The organism is Streptococcus sp. CCH8-H5 (genome assembly GCF_001556505.1).
Classification (GTDB): Bacteria; Bacillota; Bacilli; order Lactobacillales; family Streptococcaceae; genus Streptococcus.
This window is the reverse complement of sequence record NZ_LSIZ01000032.1, coordinates 202,718-216,342: the sequence shown is the minus strand read 5'-3', so window position 1 is coordinate 216,342 and position 13,625 is coordinate 202,718. Positions and strand designations below refer to the sequence as shown.

General features: G+C 40.3%; 12 protein-coding genes. 3 read left to right on the top strand and 9 right to left on the bottom strand.

Annotated features, from left to right (window positions below; all coding sequences use genetic code 11):
* The first annotated feature begins 254 nt into the window (after positions 1–254).
* Complete coding sequence (gene tehB / locus AX663_RS02695; protein ID WP_048673803.1) at positions 255–1,133, top strand: SAM-dependent methyltransferase TehB; 879 nt, start codon at positions 255–257, stop codon at positions 1,131–1,133.
* 83 nt (positions 1,134–1,216) lie between these two features.
* Here the strand turns inward: tehB and AX663_RS02690 are convergent, their stop codons facing one another.
* Positions 1,217–1,969, bottom strand: a complete 753-nt coding sequence (locus AX663_RS02690; RefSeq protein WP_060972614.1) for a DUF4767 domain-containing protein — start codon at positions 1,967–1,969, stop codon at positions 1,217–1,219.
* Positions 1,970–2,064: 95 nt separating this feature from the next.
* Entirely contained in the window at positions 2,065–3,114 is a 1,050-nt protein-coding gene (locus tag AX663_RS02685; protein WP_060972613.1) for an LLM class flavin-dependent oxidoreductase, read from the bottom strand.
* A gap of 547 nt (positions 3,115–3,661) precedes the next feature.
* Here AX663_RS02685 and AX663_RS02675 point away from each other — a divergent pair.
* Together AX663_RS02675 and AX663_RS02670 are read left to right on the top strand one after the other, a co-directional pair.
* Positions 3,662–4,489, top strand: coding sequence for an exodeoxyribonuclease III (locus AX663_RS02675; protein WP_060972611.1), 828 nt, complete (start codon positions 3,662–3,664; stop codon positions 4,487–4,489).
* A 74-nt stretch (positions 4,490–4,563) separates the two neighbouring features.
* Entirely contained in the window at positions 4,564–5,043 is a 480-nt protein-coding gene (locus tag AX663_RS02670) for a QueT transporter family protein (protein WP_060972610.1), read from the top strand.
* 39 nt (positions 5,044–5,082) lie between these two features.
* Here AX663_RS02670 and AX663_RS02665 read toward each other — a convergent pair whose 3' ends face one another.
* The 7 genes from AX663_RS02665 to AX663_RS02635 form a co-directional block, all read right to left on the bottom strand.
* Entirely contained in the window at positions 5,083–6,711 is a 1,629-nt protein-coding gene (locus AX663_RS02665) for a hypothetical protein (protein WP_060972609.1), read from the bottom strand.
* A 109-nt stretch (positions 6,712–6,820) separates the two neighbouring features.
* Positions 6,821–7,807, bottom strand: coding sequence for a helix-turn-helix transcriptional regulator (locus tag AX663_RS02660; protein WP_060972608.1), 987 nt, complete (start codon positions 7,805–7,807; stop codon positions 6,821–6,823).
* A gap of 251 nt (positions 7,808–8,058) precedes the next feature.
* Positions 8,059–8,631, bottom strand: coding sequence for a hypothetical protein (locus AX663_RS10915; protein ID WP_231724203.1), 573 nt, complete (start codon positions 8,629–8,631; stop codon positions 8,059–8,061).
* Positions 8,632–9,032: 401 nt separating this feature from the next.
* Entirely contained in the window at positions 9,033–10,046 is a 1,014-nt protein-coding gene (locus AX663_RS02650; protein WP_021143749.1) for a diacylglycerol kinase, read from the bottom strand.
* A gap of 9 nt (positions 10,047–10,055) precedes the next feature.
* On the bottom strand, positions 10,056–12,014 hold the full coding sequence (gene ligA / locus AX663_RS02645; RefSeq protein ID WP_060972607.1) for an NAD-dependent DNA ligase LigA: 1,959 nt from the start codon (positions 12,012–12,014) through the stop codon (positions 10,056–10,058).
* A 50-nt stretch (positions 12,015–12,064) separates the two neighbouring features.
* Positions 12,065–12,574 carry a QueT transporter family protein gene (locus AX663_RS02640; RefSeq protein WP_060972606.1) on the bottom strand — a complete coding sequence of 170 codons (510 nt, stop codon included), beginning with the start codon at positions 12,572–12,574 and terminating at the stop codon, positions 12,065–12,067.
* A 90-nt stretch (positions 12,575–12,664) separates the two neighbouring features.
* Positions 12,665–13,624, bottom strand: a complete 960-nt coding sequence (locus AX663_RS02635; protein WP_060972605.1) for a YihY/virulence factor BrkB family protein — start codon at positions 13,622–13,624, stop codon at positions 12,665–12,667.
* Position 13,625: the final 1 nt, after the last annotated feature.

The window sequence follows — 13,625 nt, the reverse complement described above, 5'->3', positions numbered from 1 at the left end:
GAAAATGTAAAGAGAGACCGGATGAGTTAGAAAACTCAACTTTGTTAGTTTTTGCTCATTATTCTCATAAACAGAATAAAAATAGTCTAGGAACCCTTCTTAACATTTATACCTATCTTCCCCAAACACTTTTCCCCATTCCTAGATTATCAGATCTCTCACAAGAAAAGCGTCTAGCTCACCCGGCTAGACCTTTTTTCTTTTTCCATACTTTTGCTATAATAGAGCCATACCGTTTGAAAGGAACTCATAAAATGACTATAGATCAGCAACTTCTTTGCTACAAACGTTTACCAAACTGGACAGCTACAACACTTCCGGAAATGGTGACGCAAAAACACAATACTAAGGTGGGAACTTGGGCTAAATTGACCATTCTATCGGGATCTCTTCACTTCTACGAATTAGACGAAGAGGGAGAGGTTACTGCAGAGCATCTCTTTACCCCCGAGACAGAGATTCCTTTTGTTGAACCACAAGCTTGGCATCGCATCGCTGCTGCTTCAGATGATTTGGAATGCTATCTTTCTTTTTACTGTAAACCCGAAGACTACATGGCTAAAAAGTATGATACTAAGGCCCACTCCGAGGTTCTTGAAGCAGTCCAATCTGGCCATATCAAACCTGGTCGTACCCTTGACCTAGGCTGTGGTCACGGTCGTAACGCTCTTTATTTGGCATCTCTTGGGCATGATGTTACAGCCGTTGATGTTAATAACGAAGCTACACAACGCATCCAAATGATTGCAGATGAGGAAAATTACAATGTTAGAGCTGGCTACTACGATATCAATGCTGCTGCTCTTCCTGAGTCTGAGACCTTTGACTTCATCCTATCAACAGTAGTCTTTATGTTCCTTGATCCCGATCAAATTTCGGCTATTATCAAGAATATACAAGAGCGTACTGTCGTTGGTGGTTACAATCTAATTGTCTGTGCCATGGATACCGAGGAACACCCTTGTACCATGCCTTTCCCATTTACATTTGAAGAGGGGGAGTTGAAAAATTATTATAGTGACTGGGAGTTAGTCAAGTATAATGAAAATCTTGGTCACCTTCACCGTTTGGATGAATATGGCAATCCCATCGCCCTTCAATTTGCAACCATGTTAGCTAAGAAGGTTAAATAAGAGCGAATGACTGTAGAAGAGCTGAACACAGCTTGACTTGTCTTCAAAGTAAAAACTAGGAACCCAGTCGGATTCCTAGTTTTTTAATTGTTTACAATGTCTGCATATCCTGATTTAAGGTCTGCATTTTCTGTTTCTTTGACATAATAGACACCACCATTGGTAGTTGGTGAATAAAGCACAAAGGGAGTCCCATCTTTTTTAATGGTGAAGAAATAACGGTGAACAGATACATTTTCCCATCTCTCGTAAACGGAAACAATGGTATACTCAGAACTGCTATTACCATTTGCAGCATAAGTAGCATCCACAGTCTGGTTATGGTCCGACATCCAACGGATAGGCAAGGAAGAGGCTTCATTGGTAATTTCTTTGTATCCAGGCTGATTCATCTGATTGCCCCAAGAAACCATCAAACTAGCAAGTTGACTAGCTTTGTCATTGGTCCAACGTGGATTTTCAGTATAGGCTTCCTTGGCATGGTTAGCGTCAGGTGTATCAATACTTGCACTACTAGATTCACTTGTCTTCGTATTTTCGATTGATGACGTACTTGACTTGGCATTAGCCTTATCTGTCGATGAGAATATCGAGCTAGCCACTGTAGCAGACGACTTAGTCTGTTTGACGTTCTTCATTGAACTAGAGACTAGAGTCAAGCCAATACCAACGACGATCGCTACTAGAGCCCCCAGAAGAATATAGATATAATTATAATTTTTCGAGATTCCAATAAGGCCAGACTGATAAGCTAATTGTAGTTCATCAGGTTTCGGTTTACGCCCTTGAACTTGCTCAAAACGATTTATCCATTCTGCTTCTGATAGCTTTCGCATAATTTCCCTCTTCTCTTTATCAATCATCTTCCATCCTATCATAGAACAGGGATGATGACAATAGTAGAGAGAACTTGAGGCTTACCTTCAACCTATTATCCTTTATTTTCAAAATAACTACGAACAATCGGCGCCACTTCTTCACCATAAAGTTTAATAGCCTTTAGAACATCCTCATGTGGCATAGAACCAATTGGGAGATGAAGCATGAAGCGATTTAGCTGTAAATCCTCAACAATACGAATGATTTTTTGAGCAACGTGAGTGGAGTCCCCAACGAACATGGCTCCGTTTGGTCCAACACTAGCATAGTACTGCTTTTTAGTCATTTCAGACCAATGTGGGCGATCCTTAACAATGTTATCCACCGTTTGTTTCGTTGGATAAAAATAATTTTCTATCGCTTGGAAATTATTTTCTTCAATCCATCCCCAAGAATGAGCGGCCACCTTAAGTTGTTCATCCGAATAACCATTTCGAGCACCAATTCCCTTATAAACCTCAACTAATTTTGCAAAGGCCTTTGGATTTCCTCCAATTGTAGCATAGGCAATTGGCAGACCTTTTTCCGCAATTTGAATGGTCGACTCAATGTGACCACCTGTCGCTACCCATACCGGAAAATCATCTTGGACTGCTCGCGGATACACAGGACGATTGTCAACAGATTGAGTATGCTTACCTTGCCAAGTTAAATTCGTTTGCTTTTTGACTTCCAGAAGCATGTCTAGTTTTTCATTGAAAAGTTCATCATAGTCTGACAGGTCATAGCCAAAAAGTGGGAAACTCTCAACAAAAGAGCCTCTACCTGCCATGATTTCTGCACGACCATTTGACAGAGCATCGATAGTTGCATACTGCTGATAGACACGAACAGAATCAATAGATGACAAGATGTTTACTGCACTAGATAAACGAATCTTCTTGGTATTAACAGCACCTGCTGCCAGAACAATTTCCGGTGCCGACACCGCAAAATCTTCACGGTGATGCTCTCCAATCGCATAAATATCTAGTCCAACCTGATCCGCCAATTCAATTTCTTCAACAAGCTCTCGAAAACGTTGGGCATGAGAGATAGCTTTTCCAGTCGATTCTAGGAGGGTTGTTTCTCCAAAAGTTGAAATGCCAAGTTCAATCGTCATAAATCTTTCCTCCAGTAATTCTTTTATTTGTTATGAGAATACATTATGACTAGTTAGTGATAATTACAAATAAAAAAACCTAAGACTCTATTTTCCAAGAAAAGTTAATAGGGTTAGGCAGAAAAGTAAAACTAAAACACCCACAACTAGTAGGAGACCAATCTTATAGCCTAGGGGATTTTTGGGATTTAAACTAATTCCAAGGCCATACCTACGGAGGACAAATAAGGGTTCTGAGGGAGATTGCTTAAGGTTGTAGCCTAAGAGAGACCTTAAGTAAAATAAAAAGAAGACACTCACCCCTGGAAAAATGACAAATGGAAGAATAATTCGCTGTGACAGACTAGTCATGATTGTAAGAAAGACTTGTATCAACAAGAGAGCCCAAAACAAATAATAAATGTACGATTGCTTTTTCATTAATATGTACCTCTCAATCTAAGATAAGTATACTCCTCCTAACTTCTCATATCAAACCCATAACTCGCCTGACACCTTATTTTCTGCTACAATAGAAAGGAAAGATTCAAAAAAGGAAACTGTACACATGAAATTAATTTCTTGGAATATTGATTCCCTAAACGCCGCTCTTACTAGTGATTCTGCACGCGCTCAATTATCACGTGCTGTTATCGACACTTTAGTCGCTGAAAATGCAGATATCATTGCTATTCAAGAGACAAAACTGTCTGCTAAAGGGCCGACTAAAAAACATCTGCAAATCTTGGAAGACTACTTCCCTAACTATGACAATACTTGGCGTTCATCTGTTGAACCTGCCCGTAAAGGTTATGCTGGAACCATGTTCTTGTATAAAAAAGAATTGACACCAGTCATTACTTATCCTGAAATTGGAGCACCTTCAACCATGGACTGTGAAGGGCGCATCATCACTCTTGAATTTGGCAATTTCTTTGTGACACAGGTCTACACACCAAATGCTGGTGATGGCCTCAAACGTCTGCTTGAACGTCAAATATGGGATGAAAAATATGCGGATTACCTAGCTGAATTGGACGCTCAGAAACCCGTTCTTGCGACTGGTGACTATAATGTTGCCCACAAGGAAATCGACTTGGCTAACCCTTCAAGTAATCGTCGTTCACCTGGTTTTACAGATGAAGAACGTGCTGGCTTCACTAACCTCCTTGCCAAAGGATTCACAGATACCTACCGTCACCTCAATGGCGACGTTACAGGAGCCTACACTTGGTGGGCTCAACGTAGCAAAACATCTAAAATCAACAATACAGGCTGGAGAATCGACTACTGGTTGACTTCAAATCGTATTGCCGATAAGGTCACAAAGTCAGACATGATTGACTCTGGGAAGCGCCAAGACCACACACCTATTGTCTTAGAGATTGATTTATAAAGTATCTCTAGACATAAATCACAAAAAGAGTAGACCTGCTACTCTTTTACTATGCCCAATAATTAAGGAGAAATATGAAAACCAAACTTAACACCACTCAAAAGCTCGTTCTGTCAGCTATAATGATGGCCCTTTATATCGCTATCCTCTTTGCTTCACAAGCCGTTTCCTTTGGTGCGGTTCAGATGCGTCTGGCCACTGCTTTATATGGATTAACTTATATCTTTCCATTTTTGGTATTCCCTATCAGCATAGCCAATGCTATTGGTAACTCTTTTGGCGGATTGGGATTGATTGACGTGGTCGGTGGCTTCTTTGCTAGCTTTTTAACAACCGGTAGCATCTACCTCATCCGTAAAGCTAAGTTATCTAGCTGGTTTATCATTCTTCCAATCCTACTCATTCCTGCCTTAGTGGTACCAATCTGGCTTAGCGCCTTACTCAAACTTCCTTATTTTGCTCTCGTTATTAATCTCCTCTTAGGACAATTAGTGCCTTCAATCTTGGGGGCTGTACTGGTACGAGAGTTAACTAAGCGAGGATACAAAGACTGACAGACAAAAGTATCTCTGCAAATTGCAGAGATACTTTTTTTAGTAATGATATGCTTTTTCGTAAGCTTCTTTTGGTGTCAGTTTATCACCAGAGATAAGCAAACGGTAGTCAACATTAGTAGGATCTTTCTGATACTCATCAACCCAATCTTGATTCATTTCGAGGTAAAGATTATAAGTTCCCAACTCAGTCGAAACAGTACCTATCTTGTAAAAATCTTTATAACGCTTTTGGTTATCCGTTTTTTTCAATTTTTCATATCGATAATAGGTTCTGGCAAAGTCAGTGAACTGGTATTCTTTCTTATCTTTTCCAGAGCCAGTTGTGACTTCAATGGTGCCCTTGTTATTAGTTAAATGTAAATCATAATCATAATCATTGTGACTATTCACTTGGAAGACACCTGAAGTGATGTCACTGTCATCAGAGAATGTCTGAATATCAGCGAACTTAGCAGCCTGCCATGAAGTAGGGACTCCTTCATATTCACCATCGCTCTGTAGACCTAGAAGTGACCAATAATGACCGAGATAGAAGGTATTAGACTTCTCACGATCTGTCACCAGTTCACCTACCATCTTAAGGTTTTCAGCACCCAGACGGTATGGGTTAGAGAGATAACCAAAGACTGGGAAGAAATAAATGATGACTGTAAAGGTCAAAAGAGTCTTCATATTAATCTTATTGATAGCCCAGAAGAAATAAGCAGCTGAGAACAAGAGAGCGTAAACTGCACCATAGCTAAACTTATGCGCATGGGCAATCAAAAGCAAAATGAAGAAAATAGGTTGGATAGGACGAATCTTATGATAGATGATAGAGAAAACGTCCTCCTTGTCTTCCTCAGATTTGAAAATCAAGGACAAGACAATAGTCAAGAGTACAAAGAAGGCGCCAAACCCGAAACCAACATCGTTTGGACGGAAGAAGTAAGCCAAGATGGACATGTCCATTACCAATAGCCAGACAGATGCAAATTTGATCATGTTGTTACCAAATTTTTCAGCTGTTTGACTAGGTGCCTTCAAAGGTACCTCAAAGGCTTGTGCAAGTGCTCTCTCTTTGGCCTGGCGTTCGGCCTCAATGGTCGCTTTCATTTCCTTAGTACGACGTTCCTTTTGGAACAAATGGGCAACCTTGGTCGGTTCATCTTGTCTCGACTTGGTAATGCTCAAAAAGAGCAAATATTGCATAGCAAAGATGAGAGCTGTGTTCCCACCGTATTCTAGGAAGGAACCATCCCAAATACTAGAAACAACTGCAAAAACGATATAACCTCCAATTGAGATTAAAACCGTCAAAAGCAAATGAATCCAACGATAGCGGTAAGTGTATTTATCAGTTGTATCTCGTCTCAAAAACGTGTCACGTGGGTAAAGATACCAGATAACGAAGATAAGTTCAATGGCCTGAACTGCTGTTAGAAAACCAACATAGTTGAAGCCAAAAACGGCTGCTACCACATTGATGAGATAGGAAATAATAGCCAAAACTCGCAGACTGGTGCGCTTAGACAAGAGTCCAATACTCATCAGGGTGATAGTTGAGAAGGCAGAAAAACCAGCGCCCATCTTATTATCAAAGATAAACACATTGACAAAGGCAAAAATCAAGATTCCTAGAAGAGTTAAGACTTGTTTCTGCATTTCTTTTTTCTTTTCTTTCATATTTTCCCTCCTTATGAAAATGATAACGCTTCCGTATTCCTATTTTAACACATTTATACTATTTTTGTCAGATTTGAAAAGACATTCGGATAATCGAATGCCTTTTTTATTAATTATCCATTGCTTCAATCTTAAGGAAAACAAAATCTCCATCAAAGCGTTGAATATACTTTTGAAAGCCTAATAAACTAAAGGTTTCAATCTCATAACGGACCTGATCAACACCATCACTAGTGCTTTCCTCTAGCAGTTTAAGTTTTGGAATATCGGATTCCAAGACATCACGGTAAAGTCCTTTATACTCAAAGATAATTCGAGCCCACTCGTTCCCAGAAAGCATTGAGAAAGCCTGGTAACGCACCTGCTCATCTGTAATAAGACGGGCTTGTTGTTCAGGACTGAGCGTGAAGGCGACGTCATTTTCAGATTTGTGAATGGTTTGGAAACGATCAACACGGAAATAACGGATTTCAGAGAACTGATAATCACAAGTAAAGTTATCATCCAGTTTGTAAGAAATACAGTAGAAATAATGGTTATCAAAAATGACTGAAATTGGAAAAACCTTATATTCCTCCACTTTTTCTCCTGGCTTACGGTAACTAAAAGACAAAGGACGTTGGTCCACAATGGCATCGAAAATGGCAGAAATAGCCGGTAAGAGTGACTTATCTTGATCCTGATAAATCTTAAGTTCTTGATAACTATCTAGTTCTAGCTCAGTCAATCGCTTGATACGTCTGCGCTCCTTGTCGTCTACAGCCCTCTCAACAAAGATGTTGATAATTTCTGCTACTTCATCCTTTCGAAGGGCACGACTCTCTAAAAGAATCTTAGATAGGATAACTGCCTGATTGTATTTTAGGTTACCATAGCCCTGTTCATACTGTGCATGATAGGAACCGTATTTTCTGGAATACTTAACCTTCATATTTGGACGTAACTCAGTCAAATTTTCCTTGAGTTCACTCACGTCCTCTTTAAGTGTACGCTCACTTATGCCAAAGCGAGCTAGGTAGTCCGTTTTTGAAATGTCATTTCCCTTTTCCAATTCAGACATAAAATACAAGAGACGTTTGGTTTTTGATGCTGTCATTATAAAATCCCCCTTTATAATCAAACCTCTTATTACTAAAAAATTGCTGTCTAGTTATTCATTATCATAGATAGTCATCCCTAGTAGCGACGAGCCACAGAATTATAGCTCAAATAATAGTCCTTTTTCTTTTCGTTATACTCAAAAGATAGTCTTAACAATTGTGCTTTCTCAATAGGTCTATTCTGATCAGTGTAATCAAGATCAACTGACTTATGTATGATTCCTGATGAATGGACGTTGATACTTCTCTAGGACCTTTTTGCCTGGGAATTTTCCCTCACTACCTCAGACAAGGATGTTACTGGACCCAGATAATCTTGGTCTTTAGTACGTAAGCTATTTATCTGCTCTTCCGTCCAATTACTGCTATAATTATCAACCTCAGTGACGCCATCAAGGGGATAAGTCGCTATTCCACCATCACAGACAAAGCGTCCCTTTTCGTCCTTCACAAAAGAGAGATCACTATACTCATTGCCATCTCCACGGTCATATCTCACCTTGAGACCACTAGACTCCATCTCGACATAATTGCCCTTACCATGACTTTTAATAATCGAACGTAAGGTATCCGCCTTGGGTTTCAGATTTTCAAAATCTTCTTCCGTCCAGTTATAAATCGCAGACTCATCTGCGTAATCTTTGGGATCATCGCTATCAGGTTTATCCTCATCAAGATCTGACTGAGACACCTGCTGAATCAACCTGTATTTTTTTATAGCCCCTCGATAGACAGAACCACCTAAAGTGGCAAAGAAGGATAGCACAATCAAGCCAACCACGATTGCGGTGAAGAGAAATCTACCTAGCTTCTGTCCCATTCTAAAGAGAATGGTAGCAAGGACAAAACATGCCACAATTACAGCCAGATACACAATTATCGGCTTATACTTCCAAGATAAGAAGACCGAGCCCCAGCTCACACTTAAGAGTATCAGTGGTAGAGCAAGAGTCAAAAAGAAATATCGCTTCGCAGCTTTTTCCTCCTGAAAAGCAGATTCAAACTCTGGCCCTTTATTATTAAAAGCCGACTCGAAAGCCTGATCACCATTCTTTAGATGATCATCACTTAAATAATGTTCATTCTCTTTATTAAACTTCTACTCCTCTAAATATTCTATATAACAATTTCCCAGTTTTTTCTATTGTAACAAATGAAAGCGTCATTTTCTACAAATATACTTAAAAAGCAACCTATCTTAGGTTGCTTAAAGGTTTAACATTAGTCATTCTCAATTTTTTCAGCTTCTGTACTGAATTTTTGTGCGATGGCTTCAAGAGCTAATTCATCTGTATCTGGAAGAGTGATGGCATCATCAGAAATCTCATCAATATTTGCATAAAATTCAATATGATTCTTCAGATTTTGGAGATGAATTGGTGCATCACCACCGTATTCGCCATCGAGGTTAATCATCATACGATCATCACTTAAAGGCTCAATATACAGCGAGCTCGTTTTGATATAGGAAATTCTCTTGTCATAGATGTGTTTACCACCTTGGAGAATTTGACGAATGAGGTCAACCAATTCAAAGAGGTTAGCTGTCTTAACCATGATTAGAGTAAATTTACCATCATCCAGTTTAGCATCTGGGGCAATCGTTTCAAAGCCACCAACTGAATTGGTCAAGGCAACGAAAATCATGGAAAGACCACCTTCAAAGACACCCTCATCATGCGTAATACGAACAGGAACCTTCTTAACTTGTGGTAGCAACTCTGCCCCCTTAACAAGGTAGGCCAAATAACCAAGTACTGTCTTTAAGCGACTAGGTACACTATAGGTTAGTTCCGTAAAGGAACCAGCAGCCGCAATATTGATGAAGTATTTGTCATCATAGGCACGGCCAATATCCATCTGAAGGGTCTGATTTTTAGCGATAACCTTGGCTGCTTCAACAGGGTTTCCTCTTGGAATCTTCAAGGCGCGTGCAAAGTCATTTGTCGTTCCCGTTGGAATAACCGCCATTTGTGGGCGTTTTTTAAGCGGGGCAATCCCAGAAACAACCTCATTGATTGTACCATCGCCACCAGCAGCAATAACTAAGTCAAAGCCTGCTTTGGCCGCACGAGTGGCCTCATTTTTTGCTGAGTTCTCATCTGGTGTTGTTTGAAAGGCTGACGCTTCAAAGCCAGCACCTTCCAGAATATCCAAGACCTCGGCAACATTTTTTTTCATAATTTCTTGTCCAGATGTTGGATTATAAATTAAGCGGGCACGTTTTTGTTTCATATTGAACTCCTATAAATCTAGCAACCAAGCCTCATCTTTTACTTCAATTCCTAGGCTTTGTGCTTTTTCCAACTTACTTCCGGCATCACTACCAGCAACTACTAAATCTGTTTTCTTAGAGACAGAACCTGTCACCTTAGCACCCAGAGCTTCTAGTTTTGCCTTTGCTTCACTACGTTTAAGATGCTCCAATTTTCCTGTCAAAACAACTGTCTTACCAGATAAGATAGCATCATCTGTCACCTTTTGTCCAAGATAGGACAAATTAACGCCATAGGATTCCAGTTCTTTCATAAGAACTTGAGCCTCCTCCTTAGCAAAATAGCGCTGGATGGACTTGGCAATAACCTCTCCTAAACCATCTACAGCAGCAATAGCCTCGACATCTGCACTGGCTAACTCTTGTATACTGCCAAAAGCTTCTAGCAACTGCTTACTAACTTTGGCGCCAACATGACGAATACCCAAGCCATAGAGCAATTTCTCTGCAGAATTTTCTTTTGATGCTTGAATGGCTGCGTAAAGTTTTTCAGCCGACTTTTCCTTGAAACCTTCCAATTGAAGGAAATCCTGACTGTTCAAGCCATAGATATCAGCCACATCTTTAACCAATTCAGCTTTAAAGAGCTTTTCAACCACTGAAGGTCCCATACCTGCGATGTTCATGGCATCTCGAGAGGCAAAATGGATGAGGCCTTCCTTGATCTGAGCAGGGCAAGAAGGATTGATACAACGTAGGGCAACTTCATCTTCAAAATGTAAAAGACCACTGCCACAAGATGGACATTGAGTCGGTACTTCCATCGGCTCCTGTGTCGTACGTTTACTCTCTACTACACGAAGTACAGCAGGGATAATATCACCAGCTTTGTAGACAATTACGGTATCACCGATACGAATGTCTTTTTCGGCAATGTAATCTACATTATGAAGGGTGGCTCGACTAACCGTTGTCCCCGCTAATTGCACTGGAGTCAAATTAGCAGTCGGCGTTACTACACCCGTACGACCTACCTGCCAGTCCACTGAGAGAAGCTCTGCTTCCTTTTCCTCAGCCGGGAATTTATAAGCAATAGCCCAACGTGGCGCCTTGACTGTAAAACCGAGTTCTTCTTGCATAGCCAAACTATTGACTTTGATGACAACACCATCAATGTCATAGGCCAAGTGATCACGATCTTCTCCAACAGCTTGAATAAAGTCCCAAATCTCATCCATCGATGATGTGACAATGCGTCGTGGATTAACAGAGAAACCGAGTTCTGCCACTTCATTTAAGACATCATTTTGTGTGAGACGCTCCGTTGGACTAGCTTCCTGATAAAGGAAAGTCGCCAAACGACGCTCTGCAACCACTTTGGTATCTAATTGACGAAGAGTTCCTGCTGCAGCATTACGTGGATTGGCAAATTCGGCCTCACCATTTTCCTGGCGTTGGATGTTGATGCGTTCAAACTCAGCCCGTGGCAGGTAACACTCCCCACGCACCGTAATATTAAGAGGTTGGTCCAACTTCAGAGGAATATCTGAGATACGCTTGACATTTTCAGTGATATTTTCACCTACAGAACCATCACCACGTGTCGCACCTACCTGAAGAATACCATCCACATAGGTCAACGAGATAGAAAGCCCATCGATTTTGAGTTCAGCCATATAATCAGCATTAGGAAATTCGTCCTTAACCCTCTTATCAAAGGCATCTAGCTCTTCTCGTGAAAAAGCATCCTGCAAACTATAAAGCGGATACTCATGTTGATATTTTTCAAAACCATCAAGTACCAGCCCTCCCACACGATGTGTTGGACTATCTGCTTGGACAAGTTCTGGATGTTCAGCCTCCAAAGCTACAAGCTCACGATAAAGCTTATCATACTCGGAATCTGACACTGATGGATTATCTTCCGTATAATACTCTTTTGCATACTGGTTAAGTTTAACAACCAGCTCTTTCATTCGTTTTTCCATAGGAACATTTTAACATAAAAGCAGAAAAAAACGCCTTTACAGACGTTAATTTAGGAAACAAAATCAATAACTTTGGCCAATTTCTTAATAAGAATTGCACCAACTAAGAGAGAAGCCAATTCTCCCATAGCAACAGTGAACCAAGTTGCCCAAAATGGTGCCTGAGTAACCAAGGTCAACTCAGCCGCAATTGTCACCATGAAGAATGAGAAGTAAAAGGCAAAGTAAACATGAGCCTTGTCAAAAAGTCCACCTAAAATATCTTGGTTCTTAAATCGGTCGAAGAAATAAACACCTGAACCGACAAAGACCAGGGTCGAGAGACTTCCGACAACCACATCAATCATGTTAAAGCTAAAGAAATTAGCAATCACACAGCCCAAAGTCACGGCAATGATATACTTGCGATTATAAAATCCTAAAAGATTGAACATTTCTGCAATTCGGAACTGGTAGGGACCATACGAAATTAAGTTAAAAGGTGGCATAACAGTCAAGACTACATAAAGAGCTGCCACAATAGCAATATGTGTTAAATCACGAACAGTTTGTTTTTTCATTTTTCCTCCATAATCATTATTTTTTTATTATCTACAAAGGATAATATTCCCGTCAAAAGAGCCTGGATCTCACCAAGCTCTCTTTATCATCTAGGAATCAGCCTCATCTTTTTTGTGTTTTTTGCTGTCACTACCATCTCCAGAAAAGCTCTGAATAATAGTAATCACATCTCCTCTTCTACTTTTCAGTTCACCTTGTCTAAGCTCTTGATAGGTCGCATTAAAGACGGCCCCCAAAATCAAAATCCTGGCCAAGAAGATGAACCAAAGCATGAAGACGAAAATCATAATGGATCCAAATAACTTGATATCAACTAATCGACTCAAGGTACGAATCACATAAGTTCCAAACAAGTTGCTTAAATAGCCAATCACTAAAGTCGTAAAGATAGTCCCTGGCATAACATAGCGGATTTTTCGAATCTTCACATTCGGAAGCACAAAATAAAGCACCATCATTCCCAGGAAGACAACTGCAATACTCAGAGGCTGGATACTATTTAAAATAAACTGAGTCATCTTGGAACCAATAGGATAGGTCTGTGTAATAACTCTAAGGACCGACTGAATAATCGTAGACAGCATTAGTGCAAAGGTGAGCAGGAACAAGATGACCAGACTCATGAAACCACCAACAATGTGACTAATAAAGACATCACGGTGTTCTGAAGCACCATATACCTTGTTAATCGCCTTTTGAAGAGAAGACAAGGACTTAATCATTGTCCAGAATCCCGTCAAAGAGGCAACTCCCAACAACTGTCCAGAAGGTGTCGAGAAGATATCCTGAACAACGTTGGCTGCAGGTGCATAAAACTGCTTAGGAAGGTGCTCATTCATAAACTTCAAGAGATCAGTCGTATCAATATTCAGATAGGGAAAGACATTTGCCGCAATGACAATAAGCGGAAAAACCGTCAAAATGAGGTAGTAAGCCACTGCGATAGTTGAAATATCAATCTCTGCACTACGATAATGCATAAGATAAACCTGCAAAGGGCGCCATTGGAGTTTATCCAATAGACGGGCCATTAAGCCTTGTCGTTTCATA